Here is a 21,326-nt window from a genome sequence, read left to right on the forward strand (position 1 = left end):
CTCAGTTCTCCAGTCGCAGCATCACGTAGGCCTGTTGATGAAACCGGAAACCGGGCAGGAAGTCCTGGTAGGAAGCCCCCAGGTTCTGCACCACAAGGGAGAGCTCGGCGCGCCGCCCCCCCAAACGCATCGCCCGGGCCAGCCGCACATCGGTACGGCTGAAAGCCGGCGCAGACTGATCCTCGCCGGGAAAATGGGTCGCATCGGCCTGGAAATACATGAGGCTGAACTCGTAGCCAGCCGGCAGCTGCTGCATCAGCATCAGGCTCTGGCTACCATAAGCCCGGATGGGTCCGGAGCCCACCGACTGCGTGCTGTCCACCAGGGCCTGGCCGTAGATGAGCTGGCCATCCTTCCAGGGCTTCCACTTGATCTGGTACTCGTAGCCATGGATGTTGAAATCCTCGCCATTGACGTAGTCAAAGACCTGATCGCCGTTGCCGCTGCCCGGCAAGGTGTACTGGACACGCTTGACCAGACCGCGCACCTGCTCCTCGTACACCCGCAGATCCAGGCTCAGCGTCCTACCAGGCAACTCCGCAAGATAACCGATCTCCCGCGTCTGCACCTTTTCGGACATCACCGCGCCCCGAGCCACATCCGTCGAGTCGGCCAGGGCGCCAGCCAGGTAGTAGCGCACATTGGCATTCTTTTCGTAGGTGCTCGGCGGCCGGAAAGCCTGGGTCACGCCATAGCGCAGGGTATGGCCTTCGGCCGGATGCCAGTTCAGCATGGCGCGCGGCGACAGGTGTTCGCCCGCGATGCTGCTGCGCTCGAACAGGGCGCCGGCGTTGACCACCAGATCGGGGTGCAAACGCCATTCGGCGTTGCCGAACACGCGGGAAAAATCGGTCACGAAAGCAGAGTCCGTGTCGTAGAGCGGCCGCGAAACCACCGTCTCGCGTCGCAACTCGCCCCCCCAGACCAGCCGCAAGGCCTTGTTCAAGCGCAGCGTATGCTGCAACGAAAGATTGTCGTTGCTGGCTCGTCCGCCAAAATTGATGGTCAATCCCGGAGCCGGGCTGTAGGGGAACCGGTCCCGGATGGCCTCGGTGGTATGCGAAACCTGAAAGGCCAGGTCTTCGTCCACGTCCAGGTTGCGCTTCCAGTCGAGCTGGACAAAGGCCGTGTCGATCTGGCGCGTGCGCACCGCATTGCCGGTCTGGTTGGCAAAACCGACACCGGCATCGACCACGCTCTGGCCGGTGCGCAGTTCCACCATGTCACGGCTGCTGGCGCGCACGTCGGCGCGCAAATTGACGCGCTGGACCCGGGCGCCGCCACTGGCGCCCCGCAGGCCATCGTCTTCCCGGCCGTCGGCGCTGAGCCGGAATCGCGTCTGGTCATTGCCCCAGCCCAGCCTCACCAGGGCGTCGCGGATGCCGTTGTCGCCGGCAGCCGCCTGCACGTGCGCGCCCTGGGTATCCACCGGATCACGGGTCACGATATTGATCGTGCCCAGAAAGGCACGCGCACCATAGGCCGCCGAGTTCGAGCCGCGATGCACCTCGATGCGCTCGATGTCCTCCAGCGCCACGGCCTGCAGGCCCGGGCCCGTGCTGCCCTGCATATAGACCGAGTAGACCGAGCGGCCGTCCACCATCACCTGCATGTGATTGGAATAGTCGCTCAGGCTGGTGTGGTAGCTGCCCTGGGGCGTGTTGCTTTCAAAGGAATTGCTGACGCGAAAACCCGGCACCAGGCGCAGCAGGTCGGCCACATCACGCGCGCCGCTCATGCGGATGATCTGCCGATCGATGATGGTGACCGCCCCCGGTGTTTCGTCCAGCCGCTGCGGCAGCCGCGATACCGACAGGACCACAGGTACATCGTCCAGGTAGTCTTTTTCCGAGACGGCACCCGCTTGCTGGGCGGCAGCAAAGCCGGCCAGCCCCCATAGAGCGGACAGGTAGATGATGTCGTTCTTGCGTTTCATGGGCAGGTTTCCGGGGATCTGGTTTTTTTCTTATCCCTGGCCCGATTCTGCCTTGGCTTTGGCAGCCGTCTGCCGCGAATCGCGAGGCGACGGTCTGTCTGTCGCGCCTTTTGAACACCCTCCGCATCAGGGCTTTGCCAGCTGGGCCACAATAAGGGTATGTCTGAACGTGTCATTCCCCTGGTCGACCAGCGCATCCCGACGCTGACAGCGCCGGCTGCTGCCTTCGACCCGGCCACCCGCATCGCGGCCAGCGGTCTGCTGTCCGACCGCCTGGGCCGGCCGCTGCGCGACTTGCGCATCAGCGTGACCGACCGCTGTAATTTCCGCTGCAGTTACTGCATGCCCAAGGAAGTATTCGACAAGGACTACGCCTACCTGCCGCACAGCGCCCTGCTGAGCTTCGAGGAAATCACGCGTGTGACGCGTCTTTTTGTCGCCCACGGCGTGCGCAAGATCCGCCTGACCGGGGGCGAGCCGCTGCTGCGCAAGAACATCGAGATCCTGATCGCGCAGCTGGCCGCGCTTCGCACCCCCGATGGCGAGCCGCTGGACCTGACCCTGACCACCAACGGCTCTTTGCTGGCGCGCAAGGCCCGCTCGCTGAAGGACGCCGGCCTGCAACGCGTGACCGTCAGCCTGGACGGACTGGACGACGCGGTGTTCCGCCGCATGAACGACGTCGATTTCCCGGTGGCCGATGTGCTCGAAGGCATCGCCGCAGCCAGGGAAGCGGGGCTGGGTCCGATCAAGATCAATATGGTGGTCAAACGGGGCACCAACGAGCACGAGATCCTGCGCATGGCGCGCCATTTCCGCGGCTCGGGCATGGTGCTGCGCTTCATCGAGTACATGGATGTGGGCGCGACCAATGGCTGGCGCATGAACGAAGTGCTGCCCTCAGCCGAGGTCGTCAAACTCATCCATGCCGAGCTGCCGCTGGTGCAGCTCGGGCACAGCGCCCCGGGCGAGACCGCCGAGCGCTGGGGTTATGCCGACGCCCAGGGCCAGCACGACAAAACCGCGGGTGAGATCGGCGTCATCAGCAGCGTGACGCACGCCTTCTGCGGCGATTGCAACCGGGCCCGCCTGTCCACCGAAGGCCGGCTCTACCTCTGCCTCTTCGCCACCCAGGGCCACGACCTGCGCAGCCTGATCCGCGGCGGCGCCAGCGACGCCGATATCGCATCGGCCATCGGCCATATCTGGGGCGCACGCGACGACCGTTATTCTGAACTGCGCAGCCTGCAGCCGCCGGAGCATGGACTCGCCCCGCAGCGCCGCGTCGAAATGAGCTACATCGGAGGCTAGGATGTGGTCCCCACGGTCGTCCACTTCGTGTGACTCCCTGTACGTGTCGCCGCGAGACGCAGCGACTCTTCCGCCTGTCCCGGCCTGCGCAGGCAGGCAGGGAGCCGCAGGCGTCAGCCCCTCAGGGGCCGCGTTCTGCCTTGGGACGGCCCGGCGGCAAAACCTTTCTTCTTTCTACTCATGATCTCATCTCAAGAAATCACCGGCCTGATCCTGGCCGGCGGCCGCGGCAGCCGCATGGGCGGGGTCGACAAGGGCCTGCAGAACTTCAACGGCATGCCCCTGGCCCTGCACACGCTGATGCGCCTGCAGATGCAGGTAGGCAGGGTCATGATCAACGCCAACCGCAACCTGTCGGCCTACGAGTCCTTTGGCGCCGAGGTCTGGCCCGACGTGCTGGCCGACTACCCCGGTCCCTTGGCCGGTTTCCTGACGGGCCTGGAGCGCTGCGAAACACCTTACCTGGCCACTGTGCCCTGCGACTCACCGCGTTTCCCGCTGGATCTGGTGGCGCGCCTGGCCGAGGCCATGGAACGGGAACAGGCCGAGATCGCCATGGCCGCCGCCCCCGAAAAGGACGACAACGGTGAAGTGAAAGTACGGACCCAACCGGTGTTCTGCCTGCTGCACATCGAGCTGCTGGAAAGCCTGGTCCGGTTCACGCAGGGCGGCGGCCGCAAGATCGACGCCTGGACGGCCCAGCACAAGACCGTGGTCGTGCCCTTCGATGCGCCGGACGACGATCCCCTGGCCTTCGCCAATGCCAACACGCTGGCCGAGTTGAAGCAACTCGAAAATTCCTGAGCCCATGAAATCGATAGCGCAGATCGCCGCCGAACTCCAGGGCTACGACCCGCAGGCCCTGAGCGCCACCGCTGTCAACGACTTCCTGGCCCGCCTGGTCGAGCCGGTCACGCAGACCGAAGCACTGCCCCTCTTCGACGCGCTCGACCGTGTGCTGGCGCAGGACGTGATCTCCCCGGTGAGCGTGCCGCCGCACGACAACTCGGCCATGGATGGTTATGCCTTGGATGGCAGGCAGTTGCGCAGCGATGCCCCGCTCACCCTGACCGCCGTGGGCACGGCGCTGGCCGGCAAGGCCTGGCAAGGCAGCGTGGGCCCCGGTGAATGTGTGCGCATCATGACGGGCGCCATCATGCCGACCGGGCTGGACACCGTGGTGCCGCAGGAGTTCGTCCAGGCTGAAGGCCAACGCGTCACCATCCCCGCGGGCCTGCTGCAGGCCGGTGACAACCGCCGCTTCAAGGGTGAGGACGTCATGCAGGGCCAGCCGGCGCTGCGCCAGGGCGCACGGCTTTCTCCGGCCGCGCTCGGCCTGGCGGCCAGCCTGGGCATCCCCACGGTGCGCGTCTGGCGTCGCCTCAAGGTGGCCTACTTCTCCACGGGTGACGAAATCCTGAGCCTGGGCGAAACCCCGCGCGAAGGCGCGGTCTACGACAGCAACCGTTACACCGTCTTCGGCCTGCTCACGCGCATGGGGATCGAGGTGCTGGACTACGGCGTGGTCGGTGACAGCCCCGAAAAAATCGAGGCCACCTTCCGCCGTGCGGCGGGTGAGGCTGACGCCATCATCACCAGCGGCGGCGTCAGCGTGGGCGAGGCCGACTACACCAAGGCCATGATGAAGAAGCTGGGTGACGTGGCCTTCTGGCGCATCGCCATGCGTCCGGGCCGGCCCATGGCCGTGGGCCGTATCGATCGCTCCATCCTGTTTGGATTGCCTGGCAATCCGGTGGCCGTGATGGTGACCTTCCTGGCTTTCGTGCGTCCCGCCCTGCTGAAGATGATGGGCTGCACCGCCGCCTCGACGCCGCTGCTGCGCGCGCGTTGCCTGGAGCCCATGCGCAAAAAACCGGGGCGCACCGAGTACCAGCGTGGTTTCGTCAGCCCCACCCCCGACGGCCGCCTGCAGGTGCGCACCACGGGCAACCAGGGCTCGGGCGTGCTCAGCTCCATGGTGCAGGGCAACGGCCTCATCGTGCTGCACCACGGACAGGGCAACGTCGCGGCGGGCGAGGAAGTCGACGTGATGATGTTCGAGGGCGTGATCTGAACGACGGCCCCGGGCTCTGGCCGTAGCCTGTTCCTACTTGGACACCAGGTCGTGACCGTGGCCGTGACCGGCCGCATCGTCCTCGCCCTGCACCGGCCGCTTGTCGGCCCCGGGCGCGTGCTTGCGCGCCAGCAGGGTGTACATGGTGGGCACCACGAAGATGGTCAGCAGCGTGCCCAGCGTCATGCCGCCCACGATGACCCAGCCGATCTGGATGCGGCTCTCGGCGCCGGCGCCCTTGGACAGGGCCAGCGGCACCGCGCCCAGCACCATGGCGCCGGTGGTCATCAGGATGGGACGCAGGCGCTGGCTGGCGGCCTTGACCACGGCCTCGAACATGTCCATGCCCTGCTCGCGCATCTGGTTGGCGAACTCGACGATCAGGATGCCGTGCTTGGTGATCAGGCCCACCAGGGTGATCAGGCCGATCTGGGAGTAGACGTTGAGCGAACCGTTGCTGAACTTGAGCGCCAGCAGCGCGCCGATCATGGACAGCGGCACCGACAGCATGATCACGAAAGGATCGATGAAACTCTCGAACTGCGCGGCCAGCACCAGGAAGATGAACAGCAGCGCAAGCACGAAGACGATGGTCAGCGAGCCCTGCGAGTTCTTGAACTCGCGTGACGTGCCGTTGAGGTCGGTGGTATAGCCGGGCTTGAGCACCTTCGCACTGGTCGCATCCAGGAAATCCAGCGCCTGTCCCAGGGAGTAGTCGGGCGCCAGATTGGCGGTGATGGTGACCGCGCGGCGCTGGCTGAAGTGGTTGAGCTCGCGCGGCGACACCGATTCACGCACGGTCACCAGCGCGGCCAGCGGGATCATGGTCTCGTTGCGGCCGCGCACGAAGATGCGCTCGATATCGTCGGGGGTATCGCGGCCCACGGACTGGGTCTGCACGATCACATCGTACTGGTCGCCGCCTTTCTTGTAGCGCGTGACCAGCCGGCCCCCCAGCATCGTCTCGATGGCGCGCGCCACGGCATCGACGCTGACGCCCAGGTCAGAGGCCTTCTCGCGGTTCACGTCGATCTTCAGTTCGGGCTTGTTCAGCCGCAGATCGACGTCGGCCCCCTGAAGACCGGGGTTCTTGCCGATCTCGTCCAGGAACTGGCGCACCACCTGGTTCAGGTTTTCGTAACTTTCGGAGGTCAGGATGACAAAGTTGACCGGCCGCTCACGGAAGCCCTGGCCCAGCGAAGGCGGCGTGATGGGGAAAGCCGCCACGCCGGGCAGGGCATTGATCCGGGGCTGCATCTCGCGCGCCATCTCCAGCGTGGTGCGCTTGCGCGCTTCCCAGTCGACGGCGCGCAGGGTGACGTTGGCCTGGCTGACGGTCGGGTTGCCCGTCACCACGAAGACGCGGTCGAATTCCTTGTATTCGCTGCCGATCTTCTCGATGACACTGGCGTACTTGTCGGTGTAGCCCATGGTGGCGCCATCGGGCGCATTGATCACGTTCAGGATCACACCGCGGTCCTCCAGCGGGGCCAGTTCGCGTTTCATGCCGGGCAGCACGGCCACGATGGCCAGCACGACGCCGGCCATGACCAGCAGCACCAGCCAGCGCATGCCCAGCACCCGGCGCAGCAGGCTTTCATAAGCGTTCGTGAGGCTGGTCAGCACCTTCTCCATGCTGCGGTCGAAGACACCGGGCTTGGGGTTGTGGCGCAGCAGCAGCGAACACATCATGGGCGACAGCGTCAGGGCGATGAAACCCGAAACGACCACCGCCCCGGCCAGCGCCAGGGCGAACTCGACGAACAGGCGGCCGGTGCGCCCCGGCGTGAAGGCCAGGGGCGCATAGACCGCGGCCAGGGTCAGCGTCATCGCCACCACGGCAAAGCCCACCTCCTTGGCCCCCTTGATGGCGGCGCTGAAAGGGTCCAGCCCCTCTTCGATATGACGGTAGATGTTCTCCAGCACCACGATGGCGTCGTCCACCACCAGGCCGATGGCCAGCACCAGCGCCAGCAGGGTCAGCGTGTTGACGGTGAAGCCGGCCAGCCCCATCAGCGCAAAAGTGCCCACCAGGCTGACCGGGATGGTGATGAGGGGAATGATGGAGGCGCGGAAGGTGCGCAGAAAAAGGAAGATCACCAGCGCCACCAGCACCACGGCCTCGAGGATGGTCTGGAAGACGTTCTTGATCGAGCGGTCGATGAAGACCGAGTTGTCGTTCGCGATCATGATGGTGATGCCCTTGGGCAGGTCGGCCTCCAGCCTGGGCAGCATCTCGCGCACGCCGCGGCTGAGCTCCAGCGGATTGGCCGTGGCCTGGCGGATCACGCCGGCCGAGATGGCCTCACGGCCGTTGAGCCGCACCGAGGTCCGTTCATCGGCAGCGCCCTCCTCGATGCGCGCGACATCGCGCAGCTTGACGGGGAAACCGTTGACGGTCTTGATCACGATCTCGCCGAACTGGGCCGGCTTGATGAGGTCGGTGTTGGAGGTGACGGAGAACTCGCGCTGCCGGCTCTCGATGCGCCCGGCCGGCACCTCCAGATTGCTGCGGCGGATGGCGTCCTCGGCATCCTGCGTGGTCAGCTTGTAGGCCGCCAGGCGGTCCGGGTCGAGCCAGACACGCATGGCGTACTTGCGCTCGCCGAAGATGCGCACGTCGGCCGCGCCCGTCACGGTCTGCAGACGCGGCTTGACAACGCGGTTGATCAGCTCGTTGAGTTGCAGCTGGGTATGGGTGTCACTGGAAAAAGCCAGCCAGATCACGGGGAAGGCGTCGGCCTCGACCTTGGCGATGACCGGCTCCTCGATGGCCTGCGGCAGCTTGTTGCGCACGCGCGCGGTCCGGTCGCGCACCTCGGCGGCGGCGGCGTCGGCGTCCTTCTCCAGGCGGAAGCGCACGGTGATCTGGGCCTGCTCGGCGCGCGAAATCGAGGTGATCACGTCCACCGCGTCGATGCCGGCAATCGAGTCTTCCAGCGGCTTGGCCACCTGCGACTCCACCACCTCGGCCGAGGCGCCGGCATACCGCACGGTGACGGTGACCACCGGCTCGTCGATCTTGGGGTACTCGCGCACCGGCAGCTTGGTGAAGCTGACCGCGCCGATCAACAGCACCAGCAGGGACAGCACGGTGGCGAACACCGGCCGGCGTATCGCTATTTCAGGCAGTTGCATGATGGCTCCTGGCTCGGGCTAGTTCGCCGGAGGACGGTTCACTTCCAGCACCTTCACCGGGCTGCCATCGCGCTGCAGGCGCTGCTGCCCCGCCGTCACCACGGTGTTGCCCTCCTTCAGGCCCTCGACGATCTCGACCTGGCCAGGGCTGCGGATGCCGACCTTGACCTCGACACGCTTGGAGACCAGGGTGTCGTTGTCGGGCCCCGGGACCAATTGGATGACAAAGGCCTTGCCGCCCTGGGGCACGATGGCCTCTTCGGGGATCACCCGGGCCTTCTCGCGCACGCCGAACACGGTGCTCACGCGCGCGAACATGCCCGGACGCAGCAGCAGTTGTTTGTTGTCGATGCTGGCGCGCACCCCGATGGAGCGGCCGTTGGCGTCGATCAGCGGATCCACCGCCTCGACCCTGGCCTCGAACTTGCGGCCCGGCAGGGCGTCCAGTTCGATCTGCGCCTTCTGCCCCCGCTTGACCAGGGTCTGGAAACGCTCGGGCAGGCGGTAATCGACAAACACCTTGTCGATGTCTTCCAGGTTGACGATGTCGGCGCCATCCTTGAGGTAGTCGCCGACGTTGACGTTGCGAATGCCGGCGATGCCGTCGAAGGGGGCCACGATCTTCAGGCGCGCCGCCGTGGCCTGGGCCAGCGCCAGCTTGGCCTGCGCCACTTCCAGGTTGGCCGCGCTCTCGTCCAGGGAGCGCTGGCTGACAAAGTTCTGCGCCAGCAACTCCTGGTTGCGCTTGTGGTTGGCCTGGGCGATGGACAGCTCGGCCTGGCTCTGCTTGACCTGGGCCAGTTGCAGCTGGTCGTCGAACTGCACCAGCAACTGGCCCTTGCGCACGCGCTCGCCGTCGCGGAAATTGAGCTGGGTGATGCGTCCGCTGACCTCGGGGCGCAGCATGACCCCCTGACGCGAACGCAGACTGCCCACGGCCTGGGCATCGTCGCTGAGCCTCATGATCCGGACCTTGGCCACCTCGACGGTCACCGCACGCGCAGGCCCTCCGGCCGCAGCGGCGCCGGCGGATGCCGGGGCACTCGGGCCACCGGGACCTGCCGGCGTCTTGTTCTGGTACCACCACGCGACACCGGACGCCGCAACGATGCCGACGAGGGCGATCACCGGATAAGGAAATTTGGAAGCCATGGATGAATCAGGAACTCGGGCTGTTTCCCAGCCCGGGAGGGAGCGGGACCGTCGAAGAATGTAACAGTCCCTGGCCCATCCTGCATGCGCGATAGCCCTGGGGCCGGCAGCGCATGTGCAGCTTTGCTGCATCTTTACAAAATGCTTCAGCGGCCCAGCACCTGATCGACGCCGCGATTGGCCAGCGCGTCGGCGCGCTCGTTGCCGGGGTCGCCGTCATGCCCCTTGACCCAGCGCCAATCGATGCGATGCCCTGCGCCCGCCACCAGCGCATCGAGCTGCTGCCACAGGTCCACATTCTTGACCGGCTGCTTGGCCGCCGTCTTCCAGCCCTTGGCCTTCCAGCCGGCCAGCCATTCGTTGATGCCCTTGAGCACGTACTGGCTGTCGACGTGCAGGATCACGTGGCAAGGGCGCTTGAGCGACTCCAGCGCCATGATCACGGCCATCATCTCCATGCGGTTGTTGGTGGTCTCGCGCTCCCCGCCAAACAGCTCCTTTTCCACGCCGCCGGATTTCAGCAGCACGCCCCAGCCACCCGGCCCGGGATTGCCCTTGCAGGCGCCATCGGTGTAGATCTCGACCCTGTTCAAACTTCTTGCCCCTCGTTGATGTGGGCCTGATTGTCGCCGCTGCGGCGCACCAGCGGTGCGGTCGCCGTGGCTTTGTTGCTGGTTTTTTTCCAGGCAGGCTCCAGCAGCCGCACGCCATGCACACGCTTGACGGCCACCAGGAGGTAGGCTGCGCCGAAGAAGGGCCACCAGCGGCCACCGACGCGGTCCATCCAGCCGTAGCGTCCCAACCATTGCTCGCTGCGCACCAGCGGCCGGTAGCAGCCATGGCGTGCGACCTCGACCTCGAAGTCGAGCAGGCGCAGCCAGTCGCGCAGTCGCCAGTTGCCGATGAACTCCAGCGGCTGCGGCAGCAAAGGCATGCCCAGGCCGACGCGCCGGCACAACTGCTCACGCCGCTGGCGCAGGCCCCACAGGCTGGCCGGGTTGAAACCGCTGAGCACCACGCGCCCTCCTGGCACCAGCACGCGCGCGACTTCGCGCAGCGTGGCGTGCGGATCCGGATGGCTGTCCAGGGTGTGCGGCAGGGCCACCAGATCCAGGCTGGCCTCGGGAAAAGGCAGAGCCGCGTAGTCGCTCAGCAGGGCGGTGCGCGCATTCGCGGCCCCGGGCGCGACGGGATGGCTGGTCGCCAGCCATCGATGCGACATGCGGTTGGTCGCCAGGGCGTCGAGTGCGGGCAGGCCCAGTTGCAGGGCGTGGTAACCAAAGATGTCGGCCACCAGCAGATCGAACTGCTGTTGTTCCCACGCCAACAGATACTGCCCTGCGGGGGACTCAAACCAGTCCTGCAAACCTATAATTCCATCATTCATGACCCTGCTTCCACTGCCCGCCTTCGACGACAACTACATCTGGATGCTGCATGACGGGCGCCAGGCTCTCGTCGTCGACCCCGGTGATGCGCAACCGGTGTTGCAGGCGCTGCAGGCCCAAGGCCTGCAGCTCCAGGCGATTCTAGTCACACACCACCATGCCGACCATGTCGGCGGCGTGAACGCCCTGCGCGCGGCCACCGGTGCGGCCGTCTACGGCCCGGCCGGCGAGGCCATGCCCGAGCCGCTGCAGCGCTTCAGCGACGGTGACACGCTGGACCTGCTGGGACTGCACTTCACCGTGCTCGACGTGCCGGGCCACACCGCCGGCCACATCGCCTGGTACTGTGGCCCCCAGGGGACTGCGTCCCTGCCCCCCGAGGGGGCCCAGCCGGCTTGGGGCGGCCCGACGCCGGCTGACCCCGATTGCGATGGCCAACCCCTGCTGTTCTGCGGCGACACCCTTTTCTCCGGCGGCTGCGGCCGCCTCTTCGAAGGCACGCCGGCGCAGATGCTGGCCTCGCTGGACCGCCTGGCCGCCCTGCCCGGCCACACGCGCGTGTGCTGCGCCCACGAATACACCCTGAGCAATCTGCGCTTTGCGCGCACCGTGGAGCCCGACAACACGGCGCTGCTGGACTACAACCGGCAGTGCGAGGCCCTGCGGGCGCGCCAGTTGCCTACCCTGCCCTCGACCATCGCGGTCGAGCGCGACATCAACCCCTTCCTGCGTTCGCGTGAGCCGGCCGTGCGCCGCTCCGTGCAGGCCCGCACCGCTGCCCATGACGAGGTCAGCTTCTTTGCCGCCCTGCGCGAATGGAAAAACCAGTTCAAATGAAATTTTTCAGCTACGCCTCCCTGGCCGGCCTGTTCCTCGTCTTGAGCGGCTGCGCCAGCGTCGGTCCAGGCGCCAACGCCACCTTCCCACCCTCAACGCCAACGCCCAGCGCCGCCGAGCCCCAGCCCACCAGCCCGCCGGTCCCGCTGTTCAGCCACAAGCCCGAGTATCCGGCAGGTGAGCTGACCCCCATCGCCCCGCACGAACCCGCACCGCGCACCGTGGCGGCCATGACCGCCCCCACCGATCTGTGGGAGCGCATCCGCCGTGGTTTTGCCATGCCCGACCTGCAAAGCAGCCTGGTCCCCGGCCGCGAGCAGTGGTACGCCGCGCGCCCCGAGGATCTGGAGAACATGACCGAGCGCTCGCGCAAGTACCTGTTCCACATCGTCGAAGAGCTCGAGCGTCGCGGCCTGCCGACGGAGCTGGCCCTGCTGCCCTTCATCGAGAGCGCCTACAACCCCCAGGCCTACTCACGCGCGCGCGCCGCCGGCATGTGGCAGTTCATCCCGAGCACCGGCAAGCTCTACCAGCTCAAGCAGAACGCCTTCCGCGACGACCGGCGCGACGTGCTGGCCTCCACCCAGGCAGCACTGGACTATCTGGAACGGCTCTACGGCCTGTTCGGCGACTGGCACCTGGCCCTGGCCTCCTACAACTGGGGCGAGGGCAGCGTGGGCCGCGCCATCGCGAAGAACAAGCGTCTGAAAAAGGGCACGGGTTACCTGGACCTGAACATGCCGATGGAGACGCGCTACTACATTCCCAAGCTGCAGGCGATGAAAAACATCGTGGCCAACCCCGGGAAGTTCGCCATCCGGCTGCCGGTCATCGAAAACCACCCCTACTTCGACAGCGTCACCATCACGCGCGACATCGACGTGGCCCTGGCCGCCAAGCTGGCCGAGATTCCGCTGGAGGATTTCAAGGCGCTCAACCCCTCGCTGCACCGACCCGTCATCCTGGCTGGTGGCACGCAACAGATCCTGCTGCCCTGGGACAACGCCGCCATCTTCCAGCGCAACCTGGACGCCTACGCCGGTGACCGTCTCTCGAGCTGGACGGTCTGGATCGCCCCCTCCACCATGAAAACGGCCGACGCCGCCAAGCGCCTGAAGATGAGCGAGAACGACCTGCGCTACGTCAACAACATCCCGACGCACATGATCATCCGCGCCGGCTCCACCCTGCTGGTGCCGCGACCGGCCAGCCAGGAGCGCGACGTGACCGTGCGCATTGCCGACAACGGCCAGCTCACACTGGTGCCGGAGACCGTCCTGCGCCGCATCGTGCTCAAGGCCGGCAAGAAGGACTCGGTGGCCACGGTGGCGCGCCGTTACGGCCTGGCAGCGGCCAAGGTGGCCGAGTGGAACCATGTGGGCACCTCGGCCAGCTTCAGGCCCGGCCAGGACATCGTGATCCACCGCTGGGTGCCGGTGCGCTCGCAGCAGGCCGCGCCCGTGCGGCCGGCGGCCAAACGCGCGCCGACCCGCGTCGCCAACCGCTGAGCCCCCGCTAGAGTTTTTCCGTTTCGCCCTGGCGCGGCTGCCACTTCATGAGGTGGCGCTCGATGCGCCCGACCAGGCCGTCTAGCAGCAGCGCAAACGTGGTCAGCACCACGATACCGGCAAACACCGTGTTGACGTCGAAGGTCCCCTCGGCCTGCAGGATCAGGTACCCCACGCCGCGCGCCGAACCCAGGTACTCGCCCACCACCGCCCCCACGAAGGCCAGGCCCACCGAGGTGTGCAGGCTGGAGAAGACCCAGGCCGTGGCGCTGGGCAGGTAGACGGTGCGCAGCAATTGCCGCTGGTTGGCGCCCAGCATGCGGGCGTTGGACAGCACCACGGGGCTGACCTCGCGCACGCCCTGGTAGACGTTGAAAAAGACGATGAAAAACACCAGGGTCACGGCCAGCGCCACCTTGCTCCAGATCCCCAGGCCGAACCACATGGCGAAGATGGGCGCCAGGATCACGCGCGGCATGGCGTTGGCGGCCTTGATATAGGGGTCCATGATGGCGCTGGCCAGGGGCGAAAGCGCCAGCCAGAGGCCGCAAACGAGGCCCAGCACGGTGCCGATGCCGAAGGCCAGAAAGGTCTCCAGCAGCGTGGTGCCCAGGTGGCGGTAGATGTCGGCGTTGCCGCTCAGACCATCGGGAAACAAGGCATTGGGCGTCACCGCCCAGGGCAGGAACCAGGACCAGACCCGCCCGGCCACCTTGATGGGTTCACCCAGAAAAAAAGCCAATTGCACGTCGCGCGAAGCCAGCTGCCACAGGCCCAGGAAGACCAGCAACACGCCGATCTGCCACAGGCGCAGATTGCCGGTGCGGGGCTTGAAGCGTTGCCAGAGCGTCATGGGTACACCTCCGCCTTGCAGGCTGCGGAGCTATTCGCCTTGGGAGCGGCCCGGCGGCTCATGCCACCTTCCTCAGTTGCTGCTGGTAGCCCTTGAGCACCTCCTCGCGCAGCACGTCCCAGATCTGCGTATGCAGCTCGATGAAACGCGGTGTCGCCCGCACCTCGGCCACATTGCGCGGGCGCGGCAGGTCGATGCTGAATTCGCCGATCGGCCGCGTCGCCGGGCCGGCCGAGAGCACGACGACACGGTCGCTCATGGCGATGGCCTCGTCCAGGTCGTGCGTGATGAACAGCACCGCCTTCTTCTTCGCGCTCCAGAGTTCCAGCACCTCGTCTTCCATGAGCTGGCGCGTCTGGATGTCGAGGGCGCTGAAAGGCTCGTCCATGAGAATGATGTCCGGGTCCAGCACCAGGGTCTGGGCCAGCGCGGTGCGCTTGCGCATGCCGCCCGAGAGCTGGTGCGGGTAACGGTCGCCGAAACCGGTCAGGCCCACACGCGCCAGCCAGTCCTGCGCCTTCGCGCGGGCGTCGGCCTCCGGCACGCCACGGTACTGCAGGCCCAGCATCACGTTGTCCAGTGCGCTGCGCCAGGGCAGCAGGGCTTCGGTCTGGAACATGTAGCCCGCGCGGCGGTTCAGTCCCCGCAGCGGCTCACCGAACACACGCACCTCCCCTGCGCTGGGCGCGAGCAAACCAGCGCCCACGTTGAGCAGGGTGGACTTGCCGCAACCCGTGGGACCGACAACGGAAACAAACTCGCCCGCCGCCACGCGCAATGTGCTGTCTGCCACGGCCGTGTAGGACGGCCCGCCGCCGGAAGCAGCGAAAGTGCAGGCAATGCCCAGCAGTTCGAGCGCGAACCCGGTAGCAGCCGTCACTGAAGCCTCAGGCCTTGAAGCGGGCCTTGGACCGGTCCGCGAACTGGTTGGTCCAGGTCTTGGCCAAGTCGATCTTGTCAGCCTTGAGCGTGCTGTCAAAGCTGGCCAGCGCACGCAACGCCGTCTTGCCGCCTTCCTCCGGGAAGACACCATCGAGCGCAATCGACTCGCGCACCTTGTCGAAGGAGGCCAGGTAAAGGCCACGATCGCCCAGCAGGTAGGACTCGGGCACGGTCTTGATGATGTCGCTCGGCCCGGCGGTCTGCAACCACTTGAGGCCGTGCACGATGGCGTTGGTCAGCGCCTGCGCCGTGTTGGGGTTCTTCTGCAGGAACTCCATGGGCGCGTACAGGCAGGCTGCCGGCATGGGGCCGCCGAAGACCTCGCGCGTGCCCTTGAGCGTGCGTGTGTCGAAGACGATGCGCACATCGCCCTTCTGCTCCAGCATGGTCATGACCGGGTCGATGTTGCAGATGGCGTCGATCTGGCCCGAGCGCAAGGCGGTGAGCGCGCCAGCGGCAGTGCCCACGCCAATGAAGCTGACATCACCGGCCTTGATGCCGGCACGCGAAAGCACCAGATTGGCCATCATGTTGGTGGAGGATCCCGGCGCTGTCACGCCGATCTTCCTGCCCTTGAGATCGGCCACCGACTTGTAGCCGGGCAGGGTCTTGTTGGAGATGCCCAGCGCGATCTGCGGCGCGCGCCCCTGCAGCACGAAGGCCTGGAACATCTGGCCCTTGTTCTGCAGGTTGATGGTGTGCTCGTAGGCGCCGCTGACCACGTCGGCCGAGCCGCCCACCACAGCCTGCAGCGCGCGCGCGCCGCCGGAAAAGTCGCTGATCTCGACCTCCAGGCCCTCGGCCTTGAAGTAACCCAGTTGCTCGGCCAGCGTGAGTGGGAGGTAGTAGAACGAGGCCTTGCCGCCGACGGCGATGGCCACGCTGGTCTTTTCCAGGCGGTTCTGGGCGCGCAGGCCCGGTGCGGCCAAGGCGGCAGCAGCCCCGGCAGTGAAAACACGACGGTTGATGAGATGAGTGGCCATTTTGATTACTCCCGAAACACGGATGATCTTGATGCACACAGCCTATCAAGACGTAAAAAAACCCGCATCGGGAAACATCCCGAGCGGGTTTACACCTAAGGATTCATCCTTGGGAACGGCGATGCCAGTCTGCCCTCAGCGATAGCCGAGAAAGAGGATGGCGATGTTCACCAGGAAACCAGCCCCCCAGACCACCGAGCGCACCGAAGCCATGCCGGCGACGTAGGCCATGATGTAGAACAGGCGCAGGAAAACGAAAAGGAAGGCCAGCACGTCCAGCCGGGCCTGGTGGGCGCCCAGCTGGTGGGCAATGATGACGGCACCGATGAAAAAGGGCAGCACCTCGAAGCTGTTCTGCTGCGCCGCATTGGCGCGGGCCCGCCAGTCGGTCTGCCGGGCCAGCCAGGCACGCGGATTCTCGTTGTCGAAACCGCCCTCGCGCCGGGGCTTGCCCATCAGGCCGGACTTGGCGATCCAGGCACAGATGATGGGCAGCAGCGCGACGATCAGGACACACCAGTAGGCCAGGGTGAAGCGGGCAAAAGTCATGATGTTTTGTCAGAAGAGGAATGGGGCGAGGCTTCAAAATCTGCGGCGGATTATCGCCGGTCCACCAGGGCGTGGGCGATGGTGCCCAGGTCCACGTACTCGAGTTCGCTGCCGATGGGCACGCCGCGCGCCAGACGCGTGAAGGCCACGCCGCGCGCCTTGAGCGCCTCGGCGATCACGTGCGCCGTGGCCTCGCCCTCGGCCGTGAAGTTGGTGGCCAGGATGACCTCGCGCACCGTGCCGTCGCTGGCGCGCTCGAACAATGATTTGAGCCCGATGTCGCGCGGACCGATGCCATCGAGCGGGCTGAGCTTGCCCATGAGCACGTGGTAAAGGCCCTTGTAGGCCCCGGTGCGCTCCAGCGCCATCTGGTCGGCCGGCGTCTCCACCACGCAGAGTTTGCTGGCGTCGCGCGCCGGATCCAGGCAGGTCGGGCAGACCTCGGCCTCGCTGAAGGTGTGGCAGCGCGTGCAGTGGCGCACGCTGGTGGCGGCCTCCTGCAGGGCCCGCGACAGGAGCTGCGCGCCCTCGCGGTCGTGCTGCAGCAGGTGAAAAGCCATGCGCGAGGCCGACTTCACGCCCACGCCAGGCAGCCGGCGCAGGGCCTGGATCAGCGCATCAAGGGAGTGGGCGTCGGACATGGGTGTACCAACAATGTATCGGGCGTAGCGAGCGGGCGTCAGGCGAGGCGCGGGTGGCGGGAAACCGGAATGGACTTGAGGTCCATGAGGATTTCCCGACGGGCCCCGCAACGACGCATCACGCCCGCGCAGTAGCCCCTAGAAAGGGAACTTCATGCCGCCGGGAAGGCCTGGCATGCCGGCCGTCAACTTGCCCATCTTGGCCTGGCTGGTTTCCTCGGCCTTGCGCACGGCGTCGTTGAAGGCCGCGGCCACCAGGTCTTCCAGCATGTCCTTGTCATCGGCCAGCAGGCCGGGATCGATGGTCACGCGCTTGACGTCGTGCTTGCAGGTCATCAGCACCTTGACCACGCCCGAGCCGGATTCCCCGGTCACTTCGATGAAGGCCAGCTCCTCCTGGGCCTTCTTCAGGTTGTCCTGCATGGCCTGGGCCTGCTTCATGAGGCCGGCGAGTTGTCCTTTGTTGAACATGTCGTTCCTTAAGCGTTGGTATCGATGGGTTTGATGCTGCCGGGCACGATTTTCGCGCCGAAGTCTCGCATCATGGTCTGCACGAAGGGGTCTTCGTAGATCAGTTTCTCCGCGGCCAGCTGCTTCTCTTCCGCGATGGCGGCATTGCGCTTGGCCGGGCTGTCGCCCACGCGGCCGATCTCCACGGCCAGGGTCACGCCGTGGCCGGCGGCCTGCAGGGCCGCTTGCAGGCGCTCGCGGCTCGAGGCCGAGTTGAGCGACTCACGCTCCACGCGCAGCAGCCACTGGTCGCTGTCGCGCGCCACCAGTTGCGACTGCAGGGCGAGCTCGCGCACCAGCGCGGTCACGGCCTCGCTGGCAATCAGGCCGCGCACCACCTGGTGCCAATAGCCGCCCTCCTCGGTCGGCACCAGGGGCGAGCCCTGGCTGGCGCCGGGCGCGGGCGCATCGGCGCGCGATTCGGGCGCCACCCGCACGGGCACGGCGACCACCTGGGCGGACTGCATGGCCGTCACAGGCTTGGCGGGCTGCACGGGATGTTCCTCATCCGCCACGGACAGCACCTGGCCCGGCGGCGTGGCGCTGGCTGGGCGGGTGGCAGGTGCCGCGATGGGGCGGGCCGCCACAGGCGGGGCGGGCGTGGAAGGCGCCGCCGGTCGAGGCGCAGCGACGGGCACCGCGAACTGCGGTGTCGCCATCACAGGCTGGGGCCGCGGAGCGGCCTCAGGCGATTTCAGTGTTTTTTTTTCCGCCGGGCCACCGGTCGGGGCTGCGCCGGGCTTGAAGGCCAGCAGACGCAGCAGCACCATGGTCAGCGCCGCGTACTCGTCAGGCGCCAGACCCAGCTCGCCGCGGCCGTGCAGGCACAGGCTGTAGAGCAGCTGCGTCTCATCGGCCGGCAGCAGCGCGGCCAGGCGCGCCGTTTCGGCGGCCTCGGGGTCGGAGCTGTCGGCGCTGTCGGGCACGGCCTGCAACACGGCCATGCGCTGCAGCACCACGCTCATCTCCTCCAGTGTGGAGGCGGCACTCTGGCCGTTGACGCGCAGGGTTTCGGAGGTTTCCACCACCGTCTTGCCGTCGCCATTGGCCAGCGCATCGATCAGCTTGAAGACATGCGAGCGGTCCACGCTGCCCAGCATCTGCCGCACCGCGGCCTCTTCCAGATTGCCGGAACCGAAGGCAATGGCCTGGTCGGTCAGCGAGAGCGCGTCGCGCATGGAGCCGCGCGCCGCGCGCGCGATCAGGCGCAGCGCCGCTGGCTCGGCATTCACGTTCTCGGCGGCCAGCACCTTGACCAGATGCTCCAGCACGGTCTCGGGCGCCATGGGCCGCAGGTTGAACTGCAGGCAGCGCGAGAGCACGGTGACCGGCACCTTCTGCGGGTCGGTCGTGGCCAGCACGAACTTGAGGTACTCGGGCGGCTCCTCCAGCGTCTTGAGCATGGCGTTGAAGGCCGTGTTCGAGAGCATGTGGACTTCGTCGATCATGAAGACCTTGAAGCGGCCCTGCACCGGCTTGTAGACCGCCTGCTCCAGCAGGGCCTGCACCTCGTCCACGCCGCGATTGGAGGCGGCGTCGAGTTCGGTGTAGTCGACGAAACGCCCCGCGTCGATGTTGGTGCAGGCCTGGCAGACGCCGCAGGGCTGGTCGGTGATGCCGCCCTGCCCGTCCGGCCCCACGCAGTTGAGCGACTTGGCCAGGATGCGCGACACCGTGGTCTTGCCCACGCCGCGCGTGCCGGTGAACAGGTAGGCATGGTGCAGGCGCTGCGTCTGCAACGCATTGCCCAGCGCCCGCACCACATGCTCCTGGCCCACCATTTCGGTGAAGCTTTTCGGCCGGTATTTGCGGGCGAGCACGAGATAGGACATGCGCTGGATTCTACGTGGGGGCCGTGCCGATTTTTCTGGACAGCCGGCCTTTAAGTTCGTGCCCCAGCCCTTACAATAGAAAGCGACAGGCCTTCCCGCATGGTGAAGCGGCCAACCGGGTCAGGTGGGGAACCAAGCAGCCCTAACTGTGGAGTCAGTGCCGGGGTCAAGGTCTGTCACCTTACATCTCAAAAGCCGCATTCAGTGCGGCTTTTTCTTTGCTGTCACGCGTTCCAGGAAGCGGAGGACGCCCTCACCGGCCCGCTTGCCGCTGGCAAAACAGGCCGTGAGCAGATAACCGCCCGTGGGCGCCTCCCAGTCCAGCATCTCGCCGGCACAGAACACACCCGGCAGCGACTCGCACATCAGGTCGGCATCCAAGGCCTCGAACAGCACGCCACCGGCACTGCTGATGGCTTCATCGATGGGACGCGCCGCCACCAGCGGCAGCGGCAGGGCCTTGAGGGCTGCGGCGAGTTTGTGGCTGTCGTGCATGTCGTCCTTGCCCAGCAGCTCGTGCAGGGCGGCCGCCTTGATGCCCTCGATGCCCAGCCGGCTCTTGAGGTGGCTGGAGAGCGAACGCGAGCCGCGCGGGTGCATCACCTCGGCCAGAACGCGCTCGGCCGGTACGTCGGGCAACAAGTCCAGCGTCATGGTGGCGTGACCGCTGCGGATGATCTCCTCGCGCAGCAGGCTGGAGACCGCATAAACCAGACTCCCCTCGACGCCCGTGGTCGTGGCGACAAACTCGCCCTTGCGCTGGAAGGTCTGGCCTTGCGCATTGCTGAAGGAGACAGCCACGGTCTTGAAAGGCTGGCCCGCATGGCGGCTCGCAAAGAATTCACTCCAGCCCGTCCGGGCTGGCACGGCCTGTACGGGCTGGTTTTGCCCATCGGATTGCAGCTTGCGCTGCACCGCCACGTCAAAACCACAGTTGGCCGGCAACAGCGGCGCCACCGCCACACCACGCGCGGCCAGCAGGGGCACCCAGGCACCGTTGGAGCCCAGGCGCGCCCAGCTGCCACCCCCCAGGGCCAGCACCACGGCGTCGGCCTGCACTTGTATTTCACCTTCCAGTGATTCGAAGCGCAAGGTGCGGCCATCGTCCGCCCAGCCGATCCAGCGGTGCCGCATGTGAAATTGCACACCCGGGCCACCATGCGCCGGGTGGCGCAGACGCTGCAGCCAGGCACGCAACAGCGGCGCGGCCTTCATGTCTTTCGGGAAGATGCGACCGGAACTGCCGACAAAGGTCTCGATGCCCAGGCCCTGGGCCCAGGCGCGCAGTTCGGGCGCGCCGAAGTCGCGCAGCAGCGCCTCGATCTGCATGCGCCGCGCACCATAACGCTCGGCAAAGCGGTCGGCCGGTTCAGAGTGGGTGAGGTTCATGCCGCCCTTGCCGGCGAGCAGGAACTTGCGGCCCACCGAAGGCATGGCGTCATGCAGGTCCACGGCCACACCGGCGTTCACCAGCACCTCGGCCGCCATGAGGCCGGCCGGGCCGCCACCGATCACCGCCACTTTTCTGTTTTGCATCTCAGTTGTCCACTGCGCCTGAGCGCGACACGCATGCCATGAAGCAGCGCAACCCAAGGGTGCCATGGAACCGGCTTTGCCGGGCCATCGGCACCGCCCCCCTCCCGCCGAAGGCGAGAGAGGGGGGAGACGCGTA

18 protein-coding genes and 1 other RNA gene are annotated in these 21,326 nt (G+C 66.6%); 6 read left to right on the forward strand and 13 right to left on the reverse strand.

All coding sequences use genetic code 11. The annotated features are described in order from the left end of the window. Nucleotide 1: 1 nt before the first annotated feature. Complete coding sequence (locus tag ACYVH8_RS05845) at nucleotides 2-1,936, reverse strand: TonB-dependent receptor plug domain-containing protein (RefSeq protein WP_460487944.1); 1,935 nt, start codon at nucleotides 1,934-1,936, stop codon at nucleotides 2-4. Between the two features lie 159 nt (nucleotides 1,937-2,095). Between ACYVH8_RS05845 and moaA the strand changes: the two genes are divergently transcribed. The 3 genes from moaA (at nucleotide 2,096) to moeA (ending at nucleotide 5,321) form a co-directional block, all read left to right on the forward strand. Further along, nucleotides 2,096-3,247, forward strand: a complete 1,152-nt coding sequence (gene moaA, locus ACYVH8_RS05850) for a GTP 3',8-cyclase MoaA (RefSeq protein WP_460487945.1) — start codon at nucleotides 2,096-2,098, stop codon at nucleotides 3,245-3,247. A 180-nt stretch (nucleotides 3,248-3,427) separates the two neighbouring features. Beyond that, the gene (gene mobA / locus ACYVH8_RS05855) at nucleotides 3,428-4,051 is read left to right on the forward strand and encodes a molybdenum cofactor guanylyltransferase MobA (RefSeq protein WP_460487946.1); all 624 of its coding nucleotides are present in this window, start codon (nucleotides 3,428-3,430) and stop codon (nucleotides 4,049-4,051) included. 4 nt (nucleotides 4,052-4,055) lie between these two features. Then, nucleotides 4,056-5,321: a molybdopterin molybdotransferase MoeA gene (gene moeA, locus ACYVH8_RS05860; protein WP_460487947.1), complete on the forward strand. Its 1,266-nt coding sequence runs from the start codon at nucleotides 4,056-4,058 to the stop codon at nucleotides 5,319-5,321. Nucleotides 5,322-5,354: 33 nt separating this feature from the next. On the opposite strand, the gene ACYVH8_RS05865 is transcribed toward moeA, so the two are convergent. The 4 genes from ACYVH8_RS05865 to ACYVH8_RS05880 form a co-directional block, all read right to left on the reverse strand. Continuing rightward, nucleotides 5,355-8,459 carry an efflux RND transporter permease subunit gene (locus tag ACYVH8_RS05865; protein WP_460487948.1) on the reverse strand — a complete coding sequence of 1,035 codons (3,105 nt, stop codon included), beginning with the start codon at nucleotides 8,457-8,459 and terminating at the stop codon, nucleotides 5,355-5,357. Nucleotides 8,460-8,477: 18 nt separating this feature from the next. Beyond that, a complete protein-coding gene (locus ACYVH8_RS05870) occupies nucleotides 8,478-9,611 on the reverse strand; it encodes an efflux RND transporter periplasmic adaptor subunit (RefSeq protein ID WP_460487949.1) in 1,134 nt (377 codons plus the stop codon). 146 nt (nucleotides 9,612-9,757) lie between these two features. Further along, on the reverse strand, nucleotides 9,758-10,204 hold the full coding sequence (gene rnhA / locus ACYVH8_RS05875) for a ribonuclease HI (protein ID WP_460487950.1): 447 nt from the start codon (nucleotides 10,202-10,204) through the stop codon (nucleotides 9,758-9,760). Next, nucleotides 10,201-10,998 (reverse strand): class I SAM-dependent methyltransferase, encoded by a 798-nt coding sequence (locus ACYVH8_RS05880; RefSeq protein WP_460487951.1) that lies wholly within the window; start codon nucleotides 10,996-10,998, stop codon nucleotides 10,201-10,203. The genes rnhA and ACYVH8_RS05880 overlap by 4 nt, the downstream gene beginning before the upstream one ends. Here ACYVH8_RS05880 and gloB point away from each other — a divergent pair. Both gloB and ACYVH8_RS05890 read left to right on the forward strand, forming a co-directional pair. Beyond that, complete coding sequence (gene gloB / locus ACYVH8_RS05885; RefSeq protein WP_460487952.1) at nucleotides 10,997-11,836, forward strand: hydroxyacylglutathione hydrolase; 840 nt, start codon at nucleotides 10,997-10,999, stop codon at nucleotides 11,834-11,836. The genes ACYVH8_RS05880 and gloB overlap by 2 nt on opposite strands. Next, nucleotides 11,833-13,344, forward strand: coding sequence for a transglycosylase SLT domain-containing protein (locus ACYVH8_RS05890; RefSeq protein ID WP_460487953.1), 1,512 nt, complete (start codon nucleotides 11,833-11,835; stop codon nucleotides 13,342-13,344). Before gloB ends, ACYVH8_RS05890 begins: the two co-directional genes overlap by 4 nt. A 7-nt stretch (nucleotides 13,345-13,351) precedes the next feature. Here the strand turns inward: ACYVH8_RS05890 and ACYVH8_RS05895 are convergent, their stop codons facing one another. The 7 genes from ACYVH8_RS05895 to dnaX form a co-directional block, all read right to left on the reverse strand. Then, entirely contained in the window at nucleotides 13,352-14,197 is an 846-nt protein-coding gene (locus ACYVH8_RS05895) for an ABC transporter permease (protein WP_460487954.1), read from the reverse strand. A gap of 58 nt (nucleotides 14,198-14,255) precedes the next feature. After that, a complete protein-coding gene (locus tag ACYVH8_RS05900) occupies nucleotides 14,256-15,077 on the reverse strand; it encodes an ABC transporter ATP-binding protein (RefSeq protein ID WP_460487955.1) in 822 nt (273 codons plus the stop codon). Nucleotides 15,078-15,084: 7 nt separating this feature from the next. Beyond that, nucleotides 15,085-16,122 carry an ABC transporter substrate-binding protein gene (locus ACYVH8_RS05905; RefSeq protein WP_460487956.1) on the reverse strand — a complete coding sequence of 346 codons (1,038 nt, stop codon included), beginning with the start codon at nucleotides 16,120-16,122 and terminating at the stop codon, nucleotides 15,085-15,087. 135 nt (nucleotides 16,123-16,257) lie between these two features. Next, a complete protein-coding gene (locus ACYVH8_RS05910; protein WP_460487957.1) occupies nucleotides 16,258-16,671 on the reverse strand; it encodes an MAPEG family protein in 414 nt (137 codons plus the stop codon). A gap of 50 nt (nucleotides 16,672-16,721) precedes the next feature. Further along, the gene (gene recR, locus ACYVH8_RS05915; protein ID WP_460487958.1) at nucleotides 16,722-17,312 is read right to left on the reverse strand and encodes a recombination mediator RecR; all 591 of its coding nucleotides are present in this window, start codon (nucleotides 17,310-17,312) and stop codon (nucleotides 16,722-16,724) included. A gap of 138 nt (nucleotides 17,313-17,450) precedes the next feature. After that, nucleotides 17,451-17,783 carry a YbaB/EbfC family nucleoid-associated protein gene (locus tag ACYVH8_RS05920; protein ID WP_460487959.1) on the reverse strand — a complete coding sequence of 111 codons (333 nt, stop codon included), beginning with the start codon at nucleotides 17,781-17,783 and terminating at the stop codon, nucleotides 17,451-17,453. Nucleotides 17,784-17,791: 8 nt separating this feature from the next. After that, a complete protein-coding gene (dnaX, locus tag ACYVH8_RS05925; RefSeq protein ID WP_460487960.1) occupies nucleotides 17,792-19,654 on the reverse strand; it encodes a DNA polymerase III subunit gamma/tau in 1,863 nt (620 codons plus the stop codon). Between the two features lie 84 nt (nucleotides 19,655-19,738). Between dnaX and ffs the strand changes: the two genes are divergently transcribed. Then, an RNA gene (gene ffs, locus ACYVH8_RS05930) (signal recognition particle sRNA small type) lies at nucleotides 19,739-19,835 on the forward strand. Between the two features lie 20 nt (nucleotides 19,836-19,855). On the opposite strand, the gene ACYVH8_RS05935 is transcribed toward ffs, so the two are convergent. Continuing rightward, on the reverse strand, nucleotides 19,856-21,190 hold the full coding sequence (locus ACYVH8_RS05935) for a TIGR03862 family flavoprotein (RefSeq protein ID WP_460487961.1): 1,335 nt from the start codon (nucleotides 21,188-21,190) through the stop codon (nucleotides 19,856-19,858). Nucleotides 21,191-21,326: the final 136 nt, after the last annotated feature.

The sequence above is a fragment of the Curvibacter fontanus genome (assembly GCF_054780335.1).

Excerpts from the sequence above, each read along its gene's own strand:
- ACYVH8_RS05845 (WP_460487944.1), bottom strand. The coding sequence starts at position 1,936 with ATGAAACGCAAGAACGACATCATCTACCTGTCCGCTCTATGGGGGCTG.
- moaA (WP_460487945.1), top strand. The coding sequence starts at position 2,096 with ATGTCTGAACGTGTCATTCCCCTGGTCGACCAGCGCATCCCGACGCTG.
- mobA (WP_460487946.1), top strand. The coding sequence starts at position 3,428 with ATGATCTCATCTCAAGAAATCACCGGCCTGATCCTGGCCGGCGGCCGC.
- moeA (WP_460487947.1), top strand. The coding sequence starts at position 4,056 with ATGAAATCGATAGCGCAGATCGCCGCCGAACTCCAGGGCTACGACCCG.
- ACYVH8_RS05865 (WP_460487948.1), bottom strand. The coding sequence starts at position 8,459 with ATGCAACTGCCTGAAATAGCGATACGCCGGCCGGTGTTCGCCACCGTG.
- ACYVH8_RS05870 (WP_460487949.1), bottom strand. The coding sequence starts at position 9,611 with ATGGCTTCCAAATTTCCTTATCCGGTGATCGCCCTCGTCGGCATCGTT.
- gloB (WP_460487952.1), top strand. The coding sequence starts at position 10,997 with ATGACCCTGCTTCCACTGCCCGCCTTCGACGACAACTACATCTGGATG.
- ACYVH8_RS05880 (WP_460487951.1), bottom strand. The coding sequence starts at position 10,998 with ATGAATGATGGAATTATAGGTTTGCAGGACTGGTTTGAGTCCCCCGCA.
- ACYVH8_RS05890 (WP_460487953.1), top strand. The coding sequence starts at position 11,833 with ATGAAATTTTTCAGCTACGCCTCCCTGGCCGGCCTGTTCCTCGTCTTG.
- ACYVH8_RS05895 (WP_460487954.1), bottom strand. The coding sequence starts at position 14,197 with ATGACGCTCTGGCAACGCTTCAAGCCCCGCACCGGCAATCTGCGCCTG.
- ACYVH8_RS05905 (WP_460487956.1), bottom strand. The coding sequence starts at position 16,122 with ATGGCCACTCATCTCATCAACCGTCGTGTTTTCACTGCCGGGGCTGCT.
- ACYVH8_RS05910 (WP_460487957.1), bottom strand. The coding sequence starts at position 16,671 with ATGACTTTTGCCCGCTTCACCCTGGCCTACTGGTGTGTCCTGATCGTC.
- recR (WP_460487958.1), bottom strand. The coding sequence starts at position 17,312 with ATGTCCGACGCCCACTCCCTTGATGCGCTGATCCAGGCCCTGCGCCGG.
- ACYVH8_RS05920 (WP_460487959.1), bottom strand. The coding sequence starts at position 17,783 with ATGTTCAACAAAGGACAACTCGCCGGCCTCATGAAGCAGGCCCAGGCC.
- dnaX (WP_460487960.1), bottom strand. The coding sequence starts at position 19,654 with ATGTCCTATCTCGTGCTCGCCCGCAAATACCGGCCGAAAAGCTTCACC.
- ACYVH8_RS05935 (WP_460487961.1), bottom strand. The coding sequence starts at position 21,190 with ATGCAAAACAGAAAAGTGGCGGTGATCGGTGGCGGCCCGGCCGGCCTC.